The organism is Bacillus sp. RAR_M1_44 (genome assembly GCF_020165935.1).
Lineage (GTDB): Bacteria > Bacillota > Bacilli > Bacillales > Bacillaceae > Bacillus > Bacillus altitudinis.
Window position 1 is genome coordinate 218796 of sequence record NZ_JAIUKX010000003.1, and the last position, 18030, is coordinate 236825.

16 protein-coding genes are annotated in these 18030 nt (G+C 41.4%); all 16 read right to left on the reverse strand.

Going from position 1 to position 18030, the window contains the following annotated elements:
* On the reverse strand, positions 1-690 hold the full coding sequence (locus LCD34_RS16990) for a YggS family pyridoxal phosphate-dependent enzyme (protein WP_175580589.1): 690 nt from the start codon (positions 688-690) through the stop codon (positions 1-3).
* A gap of 6 nt (positions 691-696) precedes the next feature.
* Complete coding sequence (gene pgeF / locus LCD34_RS16995; protein WP_035392129.1) at positions 697-1560, reverse strand: peptidoglycan editing factor PgeF; 864 nt, start codon at positions 1558-1560, stop codon at positions 697-699.
* 212 nt (positions 1561-1772) lie between these two features.
* Positions 1773-2009 (reverse strand): YlmC/YmxH family sporulation protein, encoded by a 237-nt coding sequence (locus tag LCD34_RS17000; RefSeq protein ID WP_008344958.1) that lies wholly within the window; start codon positions 2007-2009, stop codon positions 1773-1775.
* Between the two features lie 79 nt (positions 2010-2088).
* Positions 2089-2865, reverse strand: coding sequence for an ABC transporter ATP-binding protein (locus LCD34_RS17005; RefSeq protein ID WP_017367201.1), 777 nt, complete (start codon positions 2863-2865; stop codon positions 2089-2091).
* Between the two features lie 129 nt (positions 2866-2994).
* Complete coding sequence (locus LCD34_RS17010) at positions 2995-3351, reverse strand: PTS glucitol/sorbitol transporter subunit IIA (protein WP_007499733.1); 357 nt, start codon at positions 3349-3351, stop codon at positions 2995-2997.
* 26 nt (positions 3352-3377) lie between these two features.
* Positions 3378-4388 (reverse strand): PTS glucitol/sorbitol transporter subunit IIB, encoded by a 1011-nt coding sequence (locus LCD34_RS17015; protein WP_024720315.1) that lies wholly within the window; start codon positions 4386-4388, stop codon positions 3378-3380.
* Positions 4389-4401: 13 nt separating this feature from the next.
* Positions 4402-4932, reverse strand: a complete 531-nt coding sequence (locus LCD34_RS17020) for a PTS glucitol/sorbitol transporter subunit IIC (RefSeq protein ID WP_003210918.1) — start codon at positions 4930-4932, stop codon at positions 4402-4404.
* Positions 4933-4949: 17 nt separating this feature from the next.
* On the reverse strand, positions 4950-5381 hold the full coding sequence (locus LCD34_RS17025; protein ID WP_008354650.1) for a transcriptional regulator GutM: 432 nt from the start codon (positions 5379-5381) through the stop codon (positions 4950-4952).
* Between the two features lie 12 nt (positions 5382-5393).
* Positions 5394-6638, reverse strand: a complete 1245-nt coding sequence (locus tag LCD34_RS17030; RefSeq protein ID WP_008344966.1) for an NAD(P)H-dependent oxidoreductase — start codon at positions 6636-6638, stop codon at positions 5394-5396.
* Between the two features lie 243 nt (positions 6639-6881).
* Positions 6882-7820: a sugar-binding transcriptional regulator gene (locus LCD34_RS17035; RefSeq protein WP_007499742.1), complete on the reverse strand. Its 939-nt coding sequence runs from the start codon at positions 7818-7820 to the stop codon at positions 6882-6884.
* A gap of 150 nt (positions 7821-7970) precedes the next feature.
* Complete coding sequence (sigG, locus tag LCD34_RS17040; RefSeq protein ID WP_171465307.1) at positions 7971-8750, reverse strand: RNA polymerase sporulation sigma factor SigG; 780 nt, start codon at positions 8748-8750, stop codon at positions 7971-7973.
* Positions 8751-8894: 144 nt separating this feature from the next.
* Positions 8895-9614: an RNA polymerase sporulation sigma factor SigE gene (gene sigE / locus LCD34_RS17045; RefSeq protein WP_007499746.1), complete on the reverse strand. Its 720-nt coding sequence runs from the start codon at positions 9612-9614 to the stop codon at positions 8895-8897.
* Positions 9615-9673: 59 nt separating this feature from the next.
* Entirely contained in the window at positions 9674-10603 is a 930-nt protein-coding gene (gene spoIIGA, locus LCD34_RS17050; protein ID WP_008344972.1) for a sigma-E processing peptidase SpoIIGA, read from the reverse strand.
* 249 nt (positions 10604-10852) lie between these two features.
* Positions 10853-15172, reverse strand: a complete 4320-nt coding sequence (locus LCD34_RS17055; protein ID WP_263490872.1) for a S8 family peptidase — start codon at positions 15170-15172, stop codon at positions 10853-10855.
* Positions 15173-15472: 300 nt separating this feature from the next.
* Complete coding sequence (gene ftsZ, locus LCD34_RS17060; RefSeq protein WP_007499752.1) at positions 15473-16618, reverse strand: cell division protein FtsZ; 1146 nt, start codon at positions 16616-16618, stop codon at positions 15473-15475.
* 33 nt (positions 16619-16651) lie between these two features.
* Positions 16652-17974, reverse strand: a complete 1323-nt coding sequence (gene ftsA, locus LCD34_RS17065; RefSeq protein ID WP_136944396.1) for a cell division protein FtsA — start codon at positions 17972-17974, stop codon at positions 16652-16654.
* Positions 17975-18030 lie beyond the last annotated feature (56 nt).

Below are 18030 nucleotides of genomic sequence, written 5' to 3' on the forward strand. Positions count from 1 at the left end.
TCACGCACCTCCTGTTTCATTTCCAACAAGTGAAGAGCCAATCCGAACAAATGTCGCACCTTCTTCAATTGCGATTTCAAAATCGTTTGACATGCCCATCGATAAATGCTGACAAGGTGCATTTACTTGGTTCAGTTGTTTTACCTCTTGTTGAAGGCTTTTTAATGTTTTAAAACAGTTTCGTATCACAGTATAATCATCTGTAAATGGAGCCATCGTCATGAGTCCAGCAATTTCAATATGTTTGAAATCAGCCAGCTGTTTGACAAATGGAATCACGTCTTCGCTTTGTAAACCGTGTTTTGACTCCTCAAGTGATGTGTTCACCTGTACAAAACAGCGAACCGTGTGATCCGCTCTTTTTTCAATTTCATTCGCAAGGGACATTCTGTCTAGCGAATGTAAGTAGTCAATGGTCTGAATGACAGATTTCACTTTTCGCGTCTGTAAACTGCCGATGAAGTGCCAGCTAATGTTTTCATCGGTTATGGCTGCCTGTTTTTCAAGTAACCCTTGGTCACGATTTTCACCAAAGTGCAAAATTCCGGCATCCTTTGCTTCTAATGCTCGTTCAATCGAGACATATTTTGTGACAGCGACAACCGATACATCGTCTGGATGTCTACCTGCTCTTTTACATGCTTCGTTGATTTGTTCATTTATTTGTCTGAGATTCTCTCGTACATTCAATTGCACTTATGCCTCCTTAAACCCGACAAAAGACATCATACGTCCTGTTTTCCCTTGATCACGCCGGTGTGAGAAGAAATGCTGCTCATTGCAACTTGTGCACATCGAACTGACATGTATGTTTTCTTCTTTTAATCCTGCATGAAGTAATACGTTTTTGTTTAGTTTTTTTAAGTCAATTTTGTATTGTCCTTGTGACATCTCGGAATACACATCCTCTGTTGTAAAAGGAAGCTGTTTCACTTGATCTATGACAACATCATCTACTATGTAGCAGCAGCTGCCAATGGATGGTCCAATGACGACTTGTATATGATCGGCATCAGCGCCTTCTTGGCGAACCCATGCATCAACCATGTTGGCGCCAATTTGCTTAACGGTTCCTTTCCAGCCGGCATGAGCCGTTCCAATCAGCCCAGATTGCGGCGCTAGAAAATAAAGCGGAACACAGTCAGCGAAACAAAGAGCGAGCATGATGTTTGGTTCAGAGGTGTACAAACCATCTGTTCTAGAGAGTGCTTCATCATACTGAAGACTTCCTCTTCCCTTTTGTTCCTTTGTGACTTTCATGATGCGATCCTCGTGTGTTTGGTCAGCAAACACCCAATTAGAGAGCGGCACAGCAGTAGCATCTGCAATGACTTGACGATTCATTTGGACACTAGAAGCATCATCTCCTACATGGAGTCCAGTGTTCATTGATTGATATGGAGAAAGACTAAAGCCGCCATTTTTTGTCGTAAAACCGGCCAATATCTCTTTTCCAGAACATGTCATGTTCGTCCAATCATGAATCATCATTGCATAAGGTGATTTCTGCTGAAAGGGGTCATATTTGTCTATCAAAGCTGCCTCCCACCTTTCATTCATCTCTCTTTATATCGCTCCTATTTTACCACAAGACGTGCAAAGACAGTTAGTGGGATTCATTAAATATTACACTCAAATGTGCCCTTTCTACAGGTTTTTTTTCAAATTGATATGAAAACGTAATCTTTTTACCCGAAAAAGACATTGATTGCTGAGAATGGAGAGCTTGTTTCAAGGAAAATTTGATCTATTGATTGAGGAGTTTACACGAATTAAGAAGACAATCGGACAAGTATCACATCTTCGCCAATTTTTACTATATTTCGCCACGGGACAATCATTTCCTCTTCTTTTCCGAAAAATCCCATCATTTTACCTGTACCGCCTATGATAATCGCTTGTATTTTACCGCTCGTGACATTGATATCGATGTCTCCAATAGTACCTAATTTTTTTCCGCTGGACACATCGACGACATCTTTGATTTGGAATTCAGAAATACTGATCATCTGTCCTTCCCCGCCTTTCGTTTTCTACTATAATATGTATGATGGAAAAGCAGGGAAGCAGACCAATAGTTTCTCTTATCTACAATTTACTTAAGTGAGGACGGCCGTTTTGCCACATGACTTCGACTGGACATTCAAAAAAGGAAGAAAGCAAGTCACTTGTCATCATCTGCTTTGTCTCCCCTTTATGAAAAACAGTACCTTCTTTTAATAATAAGGTGTGCTGAAAAATCGGGAGAATCTCTTCTGCGTGGTGGGTCGTATAGAGCAATGTGGGCGCATCTGGTTTTGATGCAATCAATGAGATCGTCTCCAGCACTTGTTCTCTTGCTAAAAAATCAAGACCCGTCACAGGTTCATCTAATATTAGAAGCTTCGGATCATTCATTAAAGCTCTTGCGATGAGCACTTTTTGTTTCTCTCCTTGCGACAGGGTTTCATACGTGCGATTGGCATATTGAAACGATCCAAATGTTTTTAATAAATCAATCGCCTTCTCTCTTATCTCATCTGTAGGTGTTTCATAAAGTCCGATGGAAGCAAATGCCCCGCTCAAAACAATTTCAAATGCATTGTCATCTCTGTGCAGCTTCTTTTCAAGACCAGCAGAGATGAGACCAATTTTCTTCCTTAGTTTTTCACCAAGCGCTTCCTTGCCAAACACATGGCCTAACACCGTCATCTCACCTGACGTTGGAAAATAATATGAGCAAAGCATATTTAATAAAGCCGTTTTCCCAGCACCATTTAAACCATAAAGCACCCAGTGTTCCTGGTCTTTCACCTGCCAGTCAATAGAACGAAGCAGCCATTTTCCATTTCGTTTTAAAGAAACATCCTTCAAGTCAAGCGACACGATCTTTTCCCCCTGAATAAAAATTCTGAATATACAAATAATAACGTCTACAGCATATCGCAAATGTTTCAATCAGTAAACCTAACGCAAAAAAGCTGCTCCCTATTAAGGAACAGCTTTTTTGCATGGTTACGAAATTTCAATTCGTACGCCCTCTTTAATGTCAGGAAACGTATGCGGGGATGCAAAGACAGCTCCCGGTAATACATCATCAAACGGCTCTTGGAAGTAGATCGAAATATGGCCGAGTTCCTTAAAGTTGTCATTTGCTTTATTGCCTAAAGCAGTAATGGTATAAGTTTGGTCGCCCACTTGAATCGTTCCGCCTAATTTCAGCGGCTCTTCTTCTAAGTGTTCAAACTCATGAATGACAGACATATCTCTTAATTCCTGCGGCGCTGCTGGTCCAAATAAAACAATCAGCTTATCTTCTTTAAACTGCGGGACTAAGATCCCAATTTCTTTTACGACAGATTGTGTTACCATGTATCTCGATTCCTCCTTTAATACGTTTAATACATACCGAAGCTGGCAACGTATGCGATCACAACAGATAGAACGCCTGTAATGAGACGGCTATACAAAACTGCTGGTACCCCATATTGTACCGTTTCCGGCTTCGCTTCACCAAGTGATAGCCCCACCGGGATAAAGTCACACCCTACTTGACCGTTGATCGCAAACAGTGCTGGAAGAGCAAATTGAGGCGGAATATTCCCTAGTGCAATTTGACTACCAATGAGAACACCGATGACTTGTGCAATGACTGCCCCAGGTCCTAAGACAGGCGATAGGAACGGTAAGGTACAGACAACAACGAGCAGTAAGAGCCCCCATAAAGATCCTGCCAAAGGTGAAAGGAAATGGGCAATCAGATCACCGATTTTTGTATAATTGATAATTCCAATTAACATACTGACAAAGGCCATGAATGGAATAATGTTTTTAAGGAGCATATCAACAGAATCACGACCAGCTTGATAGAATGTGCCGGTTACTTTCCCGATTCCTCTTGAGAATCTCATGAGGAAATTCCCTTTTTCTTGACGTTCGATATTTTCCTCTTTCAGTTTTGAATAGGTTTCTTTGAAATTCTCTTTGTCAATTGGGCCGCTGCTTTCTTGACCTTCTACATTCCCTTCACTATCAGATGCTTCCGCAAAGGAAATATCTTTTTCTGTGACACCTGATACGAAGATATCCTCTGTAATGTGTTTTGCAAGCGGTCCAGAAGGAGAGGATGCCAGCACATCGACAGTTGGAATACGTTTCATTGGATAAAGTCCGATTCGCGCTGTTCCTCCGCAGTCAATGACAACACACATCATTTCATCTTCTGGTATAGAATTTTTAAAACCATCACATGCTTCTGTCCCTGTCATTTCTGCAATTTTACGTGCAACTGGGTGAATGCCTCCTCCTGTAATGGAAACGACCTTTCTTCTTTTACCGGTTGGTTCAAGCTCTAATCCTTTTCCCCATCCGCCAGCACCTTTTGCAACAAATACTTTGTGGTTTGTCATGTCTAACCCTCCCCTATTGTGAATTCGCTTTCATTTTTCCTGCTAAGTACTTTGTGATCCATTCCGTAATGATTCCGCGAAGTAAAATGACAACGATCCCGACTAAGAAGTAACGAACAGCCAGCTCTGACATAGAGTATCCAGCTTCTTTAATCCCGTTCGCAATTCCTAAGTAGACAAACAGTTCTCCTGCGTTGGCATACGGGAACAGCGATGTCACCGGATGAACAAATGAAACAGCTGAATCATAGAATGCTGGTTTTTGTTTTTCAGGTAAGAAGCGGCCAAACGTATAAGCCATTGGGTTTGTCAAAATAAGAACGGATAAGATCGGCATTAACGTATAGCGCAAAATGGTATATTTCGCTGCAAACTGAATCGCTCTATTCACTCGCTCTTCTCCAATAAACTTCATGACAGCATAAGTGAAAGTAAGTAACACAACAAGCGTTGGAACGATACCTGTAACAAGACCCATGAATTGCTTTCCGCCGGCTTCAAACATCCCGATAAAGTGCTCTCCAAACCATTGAATCCATTCCATGTTTCATCTCCCCTTTCTTAGTTCACATTTGTTATATTTTTTTTAGAAATCGAGACAAGCGCCTGCTCCGCTGCCATGGAGAGTGCTTGCATGACAGCTGGTCCCCTTTTGCGCTTTTTCAATGTTTGTTTCATCATGTGATGCTCATCAAGCACAGCCCCCACATGTTTTCCTTCATAGGAAGGCAGTTCCTTAAATTTAGACAAAATCGAGACGCCACCCAGCACATGACACTTTTGAATGATGTATGATTCATCGACAATGATGAGCGCAATGGCTCCAGGACCAAATTTGCGCCGCTCCATTCCTGAAAACAAGTGATAGCCTTGTTTCCCTTTATAGTCGTCAATCAGTGAATCCATGCTTTTGCGGTAGTACTTGATTTGAATAAACGATAAACCATACTGCACAATCAGAATAATGCAAAGTACGATTGCTAATTTTTCCATAGCCTCACGTCCTTATGATTGAAATAAGTGATCTTGTAATGAACGCAGCTTCCAGACCGTTGTGTTTGAATCAAGTTCTACATCATCATGAGATAGGAATTGCCCCAATTTGATATCTTTTTTCGCTACCACTTTTCCGCTGATTAAGCCAATTGGGATGTGGCCGTTCGCTTTCATGTCTTGATGTGTTTCAAGTACACCTCTTACGGAGTATCCGCCAATACCATCAAGTGTTTCTCCTGCTTTAATATCTCTTTTCGCCACAGCGACAGTTTCTGATACTGGTACACCAATTGGATGGATTGAAGAATCGTGTTGTAAGACTGCTTTTGCGATCGTCACTGGTGTTTCAAGGCTTGCTAAGTGGAAAGGACGATACAGTGTGTAGTGAGGACCTTTTCCAACTTTTAAGTAACGAAGCTCTTCATCTACTGGCTCAAGATCACTCTTGACGATGACAAAGACACCTGGTGCCAGTCCGTTTACATATTCAACGACTCCGAAGTTATCCAGTACGCCGCCTTGCTGTTTTTGATTTAATTTATCTGCTACATTTTCTAAATTCGCTTCTACTCCGTGCATGCCGACTTTATCAGGCAAAAGTCCTGTTGCATTACTTAATAGGTTCATTTCTGCCATCGTTTTTGTTCCGTCTTGGAATGCTGCCAGCATGTGGGCACTCATATGTTTACTATCTGCTTCAGCTTTACACGTATCTGGGTTTGCTTCTGGGAAGAATGGGTTGTTCTTACCTTTCCCAGCAACCAATACTTCAAGCCCCATTGTTTTTGCAAATTCGTATAGTTCTAGCGTTGCTGCTGGTTCATCTCCAGCTGATCCAGAGTAAACAAGTCCTGCATTCGTGAATAATTTATGCATGACCAAACCGATCGTAATATCGACTTCTACATTTAAAAGAACGAGATGTTTTTTTGAATTAAGCGCTTCCAAAGAAATGTTTGCTCCGACCTCTGGAACACCTGTTGCATCCACAACGACTTCCACAGAATCTGATTGAATCACTTCTCTGTAATCATTTGTGACGACCATTTGATGTGGTTTCGCATGTTGCTTGTAAAAATTCGCTGCTTTCTCAGCTGCACTAAGATGAATATCACAAACACCTGCGACAATCATACCTGGAATTTTAGAAATTTGTGAAATGAGTCCAAAGCCCATTTGGCCTGCCCCGATAATCCCAACTTTGATTGGATCTCCGCTGCGTTCTCGTGCTAACAATTGTTGATAAATTGACATCTAAATCATCCTTTCAGGTTTTCTTGCTTCACAATAGATTGCTAGAAAAATAATCTGAAACTTTTAACAAATGTTATAAAAATTAACAAAAATCTGTTTCTTGTAACATTTGTTATTTTATTTATCATTTGTTATGAACTTAGTTTATATGATGTGTCAACTTTGTGTCAAGATAAAATCGATAAAATTTTCAATCTTTTTGAGTCTAAAGACTCAAAAAAACTACCTAATCGGCTTAGGTAGTTACTTTAATAGGGCATCTCCGGTTTGTTCATCTGTAATTAACACATGAATTAATCCACCTTCTAACGCTGCCCTGATCGCTTCAATTTTTTCTTCTCCTCCAGCGACACCAATCACAAGCGGGATCTCTTTCAATTTTTGAGGACTGATCCCCATCACCCGGTCGTTCCACGGATGCGGATACACTTCACCTTTATGATCAATAAAGTTATAACAAATGTCACCCGCGACATCTTTCGCTTGCAGGATATCTTCCTCACCACTTGTCATATAGGATTTCACCATCGTTGAATGTTGCGGAACACCGCCTATTCCTACGACCGCGATATTTGATGATTCTCCTAATTCAATGACTTTTTTGATCGACGGCTGTCTAATGAGTACATCTTTCGCTTCTTTCGTATCAAGCATGACAGGCACATGTAAAAACTCACATTTGGATTTGAGTGCTTCTGAGCATCTTCCAATAATATAGTTGGCATGAATATCAACATCTTCATTTCCGACGCCTCCGACTAGCGGAACAAATGTCACAGACGGAAAATGCTGAACAGACGTAAGCGCTTTCGCCATTTCATGCAAGGTTGTCCCTGATGAAAAACCGATGACTTGTCCATCCTTCATGACTTTTAATAAAAAGCCCGCAGCCGCAGCTCCTATTCGACTTTTTGTTGTTTCTTGACTGAGAGATTCCACACACACGACTTCTCGCAGCCCGTATTTTCGCTCTATTTTTCTTTCTAACGAACCATATTGTTGATTTACTTCATCATGAATAATGATTTCCACGATTCCTGCTTCACGTGCTTTTGCCAAATATTTCGATATGAGCGAACGGCTAACCCCAACAGCTTCTGCAATTTTAGATTGAGTGGCGCCTTCTTCATAGTACATATGCGCAACCTTAATGAGCAGCCTTCTTTCATCATGGAATGTCATAATAACCCTTCTTTCCGCTTCTCTATTCCCTCACAAATGATATTTCAAATAACATTTGTTAAAAACAGATTAAATGAAAAAAATAACAGAGTCAATACTAGAGATGGGTTCTCTAAAAAGAATGAAAAAAGCCGCACATCAGCGGCGGCTTTAAAAAATATTTTTATTCATTTGTTTGATTGCTGCTTTTTCAAGCCTTGATACTTGTGCTTGAGAAATGCCGATTTCTTCTGCCACTTCCATTTGTGTTTTGCCTTGGAAAAAGCGTTTACGAAGAATCATTGTTTCTCGATCATTCAATCTGCGCATTCCCTCTTTTAAGGCCAATTCTTCTACCCATTGTGTATCTTTGTTCCGTTCATCACTAATTTGATCCATCACATAAATCGGATCTCCTCCGTCATTATAAATCGGTTCAAACAAAGAAACAGGATCTTGAATGGCATCTAGGGCAAAAACAATTTCCTCATGAGGGACTTCTAACACTTTGGCAATGTCTTCTGCCGTTGGTTCCTTGCTTGTCTCACTAATTAGTCTCTCACGGACTTGAAGCGCCTTATAGGCAATATCTCTTAGTGAACGAGACACCCGGATAGGGTTGTTATCGCGCAAGTATCGACGGATTTCTCCTATGATCATAGGGACCGCATAAGTTGAAAATCTGACATTGTGGCTTAAATCAAAATTATCAATTGATTTCATTAATCCGATACAGCCTACTTGGAAGAGATCATCAACATACTCGCCTCTGTTGTTAAAACGCTGAATCACACTTAAAACCAACCGCAAATTGCCATTGACTAGCTTTTCTCTTGCTGTATCATCACCTTCATCTTGCAGCTGTCTGAATAATTTTCTCATCTCGTCGTTTTTCAGAACAGGCAGTTTGGAGGTGTCGACTCCGCAGATTTCCACTTTATTTCTGGACACTTTTTTCCCTCCCTACAGGAGCTGTTGTACAAAGTTCAGTATCTCCGTGGGATGGAAAAATATGCACGGTCTATGACGAGAAAGATGTGAAAAAATGGTGATCCCTTTGACAGTACAGGGATAAAGCTTTCAAAAAAATTTTTTTTAGACCATCTTATTAAATTCTTTTTGCAATCGTTTAATAATTCTTTTTTCGAGCCTTGAAATATAGGACTGAGAAATACCAAGCATGTCGGCAACATCTTTTTGGGTTTTTTCTTCACCGCCAACTAAACCGAACCTCAGTTCCATGATCTGTTTTTCACGATCGTTTAATTGTTCTAACGCTTTTTTCAGTAATTTTTTATCGACATTTGCTTCAATATCCCGGGTGATAATATCATCATCTGTCCCAAGTACATCTGATAAAAGCAATTCATTGCCGTCCCAGTCGATGTTAAGCGGTTCATCAAAGGATACTTCTGAACGGATTTTATTATTTCGGCGTAAATACATCAAAATCTCATTTTCAATACACCTAGACGCATATGTGGCCAGTTTGATCTTTTTTTCTGGATTAAACGTATTTACTGCCTTTATGAGGCCTATCGTTCCGATACTAATCAAATCCTCAATGTTAATGCCTGTGTTTTCAAATTTTCTTGCGATATAAACGACCAATCGCAAGTTTCTTTCGATCAAAATGGCTCGTGCTGTTTGATCACCTTTTGGTAATTTAACGAGCAATTCTTGTTCTTCATCCTTTGATAACGGCGGAGGCAGTGCCTCACTTCCACCAATATAATAAATCTCATCACTCTTTAGCCCTAGCTTCATGAGGAGTTTATACCAGTAGTAAGTGAGTTTAAATTTTAATTTTTTCATCTTCTTCTCCCTTCTAAATGTCCAGTTGACTTCGTAAGATAAAAGACATCACAAAAAAACTACGACACCCCTTGTATCATTTTTCCGTCTAACATCTCTGGATGAATGATGGATTGAAATTCCTGATCTGCTGATAATCCACTTAGACTCATCCCAACAAAACACTTCGCTGGCTGGATCATATGCGTTTTTGTATAAAGGACGACCGTATCTGGTTTAAAGCATAGTAGAAACCCGTGATCATGACCGACTGCGCGATACGGAACAAGTCTTAAACGATCAAGCAGCGGAAAATGGTCATCGAGCTTTTGCATCAATTCAACAGGATGAAACTGTTTCATTTTTTCTATAAATGGCTCTCCGAAAATAGATGTGAGCTGATCGAGCTGGACGATCATGACAGGTGTTTTCGTCAATGGATCATACAGCTGATTTCCAGAATCGACCAGACCATTTAAGCGGATCGTTTCTCCTTGAATGTGGATCTCCACAAGTACTTGTTCGTCATATTGTCTTTTTTTCGCACCAACCTCTCCTAATCGTTTCTTTGAAAACAGCCAAATGGCCGGAAAGCCAGTGAGAACAAAAAGCCAGCTAATGGGATCACCAAATCCATCATTTTGTGAAATAAGCAGTCCATCTTGAATGACTGTATTTGTCTGCAAAAACGAATGAACCCCGATCATGCCCCCTCCCATCAAAAATGTGACAAAGTAAAAAGCAAACAGGTTTTGAAAAAAGGAACGAAATCTTTGAAAGCCAAAGGTTCCAAGCACGATCAAGACAGAAAAAAGCAGTTTACCTAAAGGGTGCGACACAATCATTGCAAATGGCGTAAAGAGCAAGAGAACAATGCTCGACCCAATGAGAGCTCCTAACATATATCGCCTTTTTTTCACTTGTCGTTTGAGAATAAATGCCGTGAGTAAGAGCAGCAATAGATCAAAACAAAAGTTTAACAGCCAAATGACATCTAAATAAATGACCACCTTCTGCTCCTTTCATCTGAAACAAAGAATCAAAAGCAGTACTTGCACTTGTTTGTACCAGTATAAAACAGTCATCGGATGGAAGTCTGTCAATTCTTGTAGGGGATGATAGAGAACTTTTGGTGGATTGTTATCGTTTTTGTCGACGTATGAGACAGAAAGAACATCCGAATGATTTGTTGGACAAGTGTCTCCTCTATTCATTGCACAAAAAAAGACACGCTCCGAAGAGTCGTGTCTTTTTCGCTGTCATTCTTTCTCATTGATGGTGAGTGTTCCTTCTGCCTTCTGTCTTGTGACATTTCCATAATCATCTTTGACAATGACTTCAATCACTGCACCTTTTGCTTTTGCAATAGATGTCGCCGTCCAATAGCCTTCATACGTTCCCGGTGCTACTTCACGAATCGGCAGTTCAGTTGTGTTTTGAAGTTTTGATCTAGCATTTGTCAGCGGCATATGAAGAACAAAGGTGGCATCTAGCTTTTCCCTGCTTTTAAATGAAATCTTAACCGATTCACCTGATGATAGATTCATATTCTCTTTTGGCGTTAATTCAGAAATGACAGGTGCATCATATTGTACATCGATGTCGACCTTTTTAGTCGTTTTGTTTCCAGCCGCATCTTTTGCTGTCACTTTGATTGTATTTTTCCCATTTTCAAGCAGCACCCTTGCAGAATATGCCCCATCCTTTACGGTCGCTTTTTTCCCATTGACTGTGACTTGATCTAGATAATCATCCGCTACTTTCCCTTCCACCGTGAGTGATTCTCTATTAGACTTGTCGCCTTTTTTCGGTGTATCAATGGTCAATGTCGGTGCTGTTTGATCGATGATCACCTTGACTGGCTTGGAATGTTTTGTTGAGCCTTTATCCGTTACAGTCGCCGCCGTGAAGACATGCTCTCCACTTGGAACAGATACATTTTCTTTGAAAGTACCCGACTCATCTGATTTGACGTTGGCCACCTCTTCATCATTTTGATAAATGGCAACATCGAGACCCGGAGAGGCCGTGCCTTCAATCGTCAATTCACCTTGATTTGTAATGGTTCCTGCCTTTGGAGAAGTGATTTCTGGTACATCTGCTTCATAGTTTACAAGCGCACGAATCATATAATTCCCCTCTTCTTTCGGAGAAGGAGAAAAAGCACCGCTCGTCAGCTGCCAGCTTCTTTCAGCATTAGGGCCATCTTCATCTGTGGCAAGTCCCGGAGATTCGGTATTCTTTTTCGTTTGAATATAAACAAGATAGAAATCGCCATCCACTGTAATGGCTTGATCTTCTAAATCTACTTTTGTCCATTCACCATTACGCAGCGCATTTGCTTTTAAAGGTCCTGCGATTTTCTCACCTGGTGCGCCACCCTTCCCAGAAGCATCATATACTTCAACAGCAAATTCATCGCCTCCAGGAGCTGGCCATTCTGATGTCCAAAACCGGAAAAGACCACCTGTGACTTGTGCTTGTTTCTTTCCTTTTTCTAATGAAAACTTCACAGCCCAACCATTGCCAGGATCGTAGAAAGCCCGTGCATTTTCAGCCGTTCCATCATCATAGCCAATCTCTCCCGGAAAACCGATAAAAGGCTCAAGTTTCACTGACTTTTCAAGCGGCTTTTCCGTCACATCCGCTGTAAACGTATAGCCTTTAAACCCCTTCGCAAAAATTTTGACTGTATAGACACCGCTTAATGCCTCTAGAGAAAATTCACCGGATTCATCTGTTTTCACCGGCTCAATTTTTGCGTCCTCCACAAGATAAACAGTTGCATTCTTCACCTTTTCACCAGTTGTTTCATTGACGACCGTGCCAGAGATCGTTCGTTTCTCTAGCGGCTGTAAGGAGAAATTCGCTTCTGCAGTTTCTTTTGATGCCACTTTGACTTTTTGGGACCGTGATTCAAAGCCGTAAGCTTCCGCTTTCACTGTCCATTCTCCTGCTCCTTGAGACAGCTGATATTTCCCTGTCGCTTCATCGGTGGAAGTTGATTTTCCGCTTTCTAGAACACTGATTTGCGCTCTCATTGGAAGAGCTTGAATAGACGGAGCATCATGACTGTTTTGCTTTTGAATGTGTACATGTTTATTTTTTACTTTAGCAGGCTTTGCCTTTTTTGGATCAACTGATTTCTTATTCTGGCTTGTGGATTTTTCTTTTTTGATCACACCCAACTGGTTCTTGGCTTGTTGAGACAATGCCTCATCTGTGATTTTCACATCATCTAAATAAAAGCCATCTTTTGTGACACTGCCATCTGTTCTTATCTGAAACAAGACTCTCACTTTTTGACCTTTATAAGCAGATAAATCAACTTCGCCTGCTGTCCACGCATTTGTTTTCCCCGTATAAGCTGTCGCTTGAACAGCGTCTTCACCCTCTGGCTGTACATAGACATGCACATAATCATAATTGGCTTCGAGATCATGCCAGTATTGATATTGCAGGTAGGAAGAACCTGAATCTGGTACAGCAATGAGCGGCATAGACAAATTGGCGTCCGTTTTATTTTCATAAGGACTGTCTAAATTGGTGGCATAGACATGTTCCCCGCTAAATGCTTGTTTTGGACCTGTGGACGGTTTTCCCCACTGCCACGGATCTTTTGTTCCACCACTGAACCATCCACTTGGCCATGCTTCAAAATCTTGTGAGTAGCCAGTGGTGATGGATGTTTTAATTGGAAGTGTATAAGAATCTGATGCCGCTTCATTTTCTCCAAAATCTTTCACAATCCATCGGTACGTCACGTTTTCCCCCTCAAGTTCAGGGAGCTGCACCGTATAGGTTCCTTTTAAATGATTCCCATCCGTGCGGTCAGCTTGCAACGTCTCCCATTCACCTTGATCTACTCGGTAAGTCAAAGAAACATTTGTCACTGCTATCCCATCTTCTGCAGTGATGGTCAATGGGGTTGGCGTTGCAGTAAAAATTTCATTCGGACCTTTATGTGAAAAAACAGGTGGTTCTGTATCTTCTCCCTCTTTTGTCACCTGACCTTCAATCGTACCGATTCCATTGGTTAAAGCAGTAATCGCCTCTCTTGCATCAACTAACCCTGCCCCATAACCGTTGTTAGGGGATTCAGGAAATTGCTGATCTGTCAGTGGTTTCGCTGTCTCAATGAGAATTTGCTGAATTTCATCTACAGAAAGGTCTGATTGCACTTGGCGAAGAAGAAGAACAACAGCTGAGACATGCGGACCTGCCATCGATGTACCATTCCACCCATCCTCATATCCTTTTCCCGGGATCGAAGAACGAATGTTTACTCCTGGAGCCGCAATATCTGGTTTCATTACGCCATATGGAGAAGGACCCTGAAGGGAGAAAGACCCTAACTTGTTGTCCTGGTCTGTTGCGCCTGTAGCAAAGGCTTCTTGATAGTTAGCAGGATTTGCAATCGAACCCGCACCGCCTGGATTGAATAAATCGGTATTACCGGCTGAAAATTCTGGAAAGATGTCTGCTGCTCTCCAAGCATTCACTACATCTTTATACCAATCATCAAGACCTGGCCCACCGCCCCACGAATTATTCACAACATCAGGTGCCTTTTCTGGGTGAGGATTTCCGCTTTGATCTTTCGGTGCTAAAATCCACTCACCGGCATCTAACAGATCAGCATCTGTACCGCCATCTTCTGAAAAAGCTTTCACTGCAATCCATTCTGCTCCCGGTGCGACCCCAATTTGATTCTGTCCATCTGGCTCAGAACCAACCATTGTGCCTGTCACATGGGTCCCGTGCTCCAAGTCATCATAAGGAACTTCAGAGCCTGTTGTGGCATCATACCAATTCAGTTCATGAGATGGTTCGTTCGGACGAGCAGGATCAAACCCGCGGTATTTTTCTTTTAGCGCAGGGTGATCCCATTCGACACCTGTATCAATACTTGCCACAACGGTTCCAGTCCCGTCATAGCCTAAATCCCACGCTTCTGGTGCATGCACCTGAGCAATATTCCATTCAACTCCATCTACTGCTTTGATTTGTTTGTTTGGCTTAGCATGCTTCAAATCAACAGGACGATGAAGTTGACGTGTTTCATTCGGCAGCACTTGAGCTACTTCTGGAAAAGAAGCAACCTTTTCCATCACTTCTTTTGTTGCCGTCACAGCTAGACCATTCACAATATAGTAGGAATGAATATCATTCACTTGCTTATTCTTTTTTTCCTTTTGTAAATACGCTAGGAGCGCTTGCTGCGTTTCATCAGATGTTGCTCTCAGCTCAGATACAACGGCTGATCTTTTTGTGTACTGCGTTTTAGCCGCGGTTAATTTTTGTTTTTTTGCTTTTGATACAGCTTCTTTTGCTACTTTTTGTACATTCGTTTGTTCCTTCATTTTGACTAAGAAGGTCACCTTATCTTCCTTTTGAAACTGCTTCTTTAATCTCGAAGAAATCTTGGCTTTTGTTGTCTTAGAGGAAACGGCTTCCTCCTGATATGAGGTAGAAGTCGATTTTGCTTGAACCATCCCAAAGCTTGTCATCGTTAAAGTACCAATCACCAAAAGACTTATGAAACGATAGACGGCGGTTTTGCGAAACTTCACTTTCAATAAAATCCCTCCTCCTCAAATGGTCAAACAGTGTGTATCCTGCCCCTCCCCCTTCTTTTTGATCATGACAAGTTTCTTGGTGTTCTCATTAATGTAGTCAAATAAACTTCAACATTTTGTCGTTTTTTGTAAAGGAAATTAAAAATGATTCTTTTGACTTAAGAGACTCAAGCCAAAACACATACAATAGTTCCAAATAACACACAGAAACAAGACTTTTATATCAATCAGGCTCAGGATCTTCTCACCATGCAGACATAAAAAAACCCCTTCCAAAGGAAGGGGTTGAATCGTGCTTGCTTATCGTTTGTTGCGGTTACGTAAGAACGTTGGGATATCCAATGTATCATCACTTGACTGTGTATTTTGTCTTGGTTGTGATGATGTTTGCTGATGTTCCTCACGTTTTACTTCACGCTTTTGTGGAATGGATTGATTTTGCTTTAATCCTTGTCCTAATGGATTTCTTTGAGGTTTTGTCACTTCCGGCTCTTGCTCAATAAAACCGGTTGCGATGACTGTGACCACAATTTCATCCTTCAAGTTATCATTAATGACAGATCCAAAGATCATGTTGACATCTTCATCAGAGGCTGATGCAACAATATCCGCTGCTTCTTGTACCTCATAAAGACTAAGGTTCGTACCACCAGTAATATTCATGATAACACCTTGTGCTCCATCAATCGCTGTTTCAAGAAGTGGTGAAGAAATGGCTTTTTTCGCTGCTTCAGCAGCACGGTTTTCGCCTGTTGCGACACCAATTCCCATAAGAGCTGAACCTTTGTTAGACATGATCGTTTTCACGTCAGCAAAGTCAAGGTTAATTAAACCTGGTGTTGCAATGAGATCTGAGATCCCTTGAACACCTTGTCTTAACACGTTATCTGCTGCACGGAATGCTTCAAGCATTGGCGTGTTTTTATCGACAATTTCAAGCAGGCGATCGTTTGGAATCACGATTAACGTATCAACTGCTTCTTTCATAGAAGCAATCCCTTCAACTGCTTGAAGCTGACGCTTTCTTCCTTCAAATGTGAAAGGACGAGTCACAACTCCAACTGTCAAGGCTCCAGAATCTTTTGCGATTTTCGCAATGACAGGTGCAGCACCCGTACCAGTTCCACCGCCCATACCTGCTGTCACAAAGACCATGTCAGCGCCTTTTAGGACTTCTTCAATTTGTTCTTTGCTTTCTTCAGCAGCTTTTTTACCGACTTCAGGATTCGCACCTGCTCCAAGCCCTCTTGTCAGCTTAGCACCGATTTGCATTTTTGTTTCTGCTTTTGATAAGTTTAACGCCTGTGCATCTGTATTCACTGCAATAAAATCGACACCCTGTACGTCATTTTCAATCATTCGGTTGACAGCGTTATTTCCGCCGCCACCTACACCGATTACTTTAATTGATGCTAGGCCGTCTATATTTGTTTCAAACTCCAACATGCTGAATCCTCCTAATCCGTCGAAAATCTAGTTCTATTCCCAGAACATATTAAATAGTTTTTTCATTTTGCCCGGTTTTTTATTTGTCTCTTGTTGCGCTTTTTGTTTCACTTTCGTTCTTGGCTGAGCTTCTTTTACTTGTGGTGTAGAAGAAACCGGCTCCATGGACGCGCCTACTTCATGAAATGCTTCATCCGGCATTTGGAATCCAACCTGTCTGCCCTGAATCTTTGCATTGCGATAAGCAAAATGGATCAGGCCCACTCCTGTCATATATTGAGGTTCCCTGACCCCAATATAATTAGGACTTGCGATTCTTACATTGTTTTGTAAGACCGTTTGTGCCAGAGAAAGGATACCTGGTATAGCTGCCTGTCCACCTGTTAGAACGAATCCGCCAGGCAAATCATGGACACCCATATTGCGTAATTCCTCTGCCACAAAAAGCAGAATCTCTTCCAATCGCGCTTCGATGATATTGGCTGCTTCAAGTTGTGTATACGTCTGTTTTTGGTCCGTACCGATGACGGAAACTTCAAATGTCTCCTCAGACGATGCCTCATCATAGAATGCATGCCCAAATTGCTTTTTGATTCGTTCAGCTTCTTCAGTGGAAGTTCTAAGTCCTATAGACAAATCTTTTGTAATGTTCTCTCCGCCCAATGGGATACTGTGAGTAGAATAGAGATGCCCGTTTTCAAATACGGATATCGTGGTAGAGCCGCCGCCAATATCGACAAGAGCTACCCCTAGATTTTTTTCATCTTTCGATAACGCTGCTGAACCCGATGCGAGTGGCTGCAAGCAAATATCCATAATTTCAATACCAGCCCGCTCTACACATCGGAGCCAGTTATGTAGAATCGTTTTAGAACCTGTGATTAACGATCCATCCACTTCTAGCCGTACACCTAGCATTTTTTTCGGATCTGTGATCTCATCTCTTCCGTCGACGATAAATTGTCTCGGAATGACGTCTACTACGAGATGTTCTTGCGGAATAGATACTACCTGTGCAGCATCCAAGACACGTCTCACATCTTCAGCATGTATTTCTTTATTTTCACTAGACACTGCGACCACGCCGCTCGTATTTTGAATATGAATGTGGTTTCCGTTAATTCCGACTATCGCCTTTTGTAAAGGAAAACCTACCATTCTCTCAGCCTGTTCAAATGCTTGTCTAATAGAATGAACTGTTTCATCTATATCAACAATCGATCCTTTTTTTAACCCCTCTGAAGGGACATTTCCAACACCTATAATGTTAAGCGAATCATCCGCCATTTCTCCGACGATGACTTTTATATTGGATGTACCGATGTCAAGGCTGACGTAAATTTCATTGTTGTTCATTCTATGGCACCTCCTCACATATCAATACTTTCTATTCTATTATTTGCTGAACAACA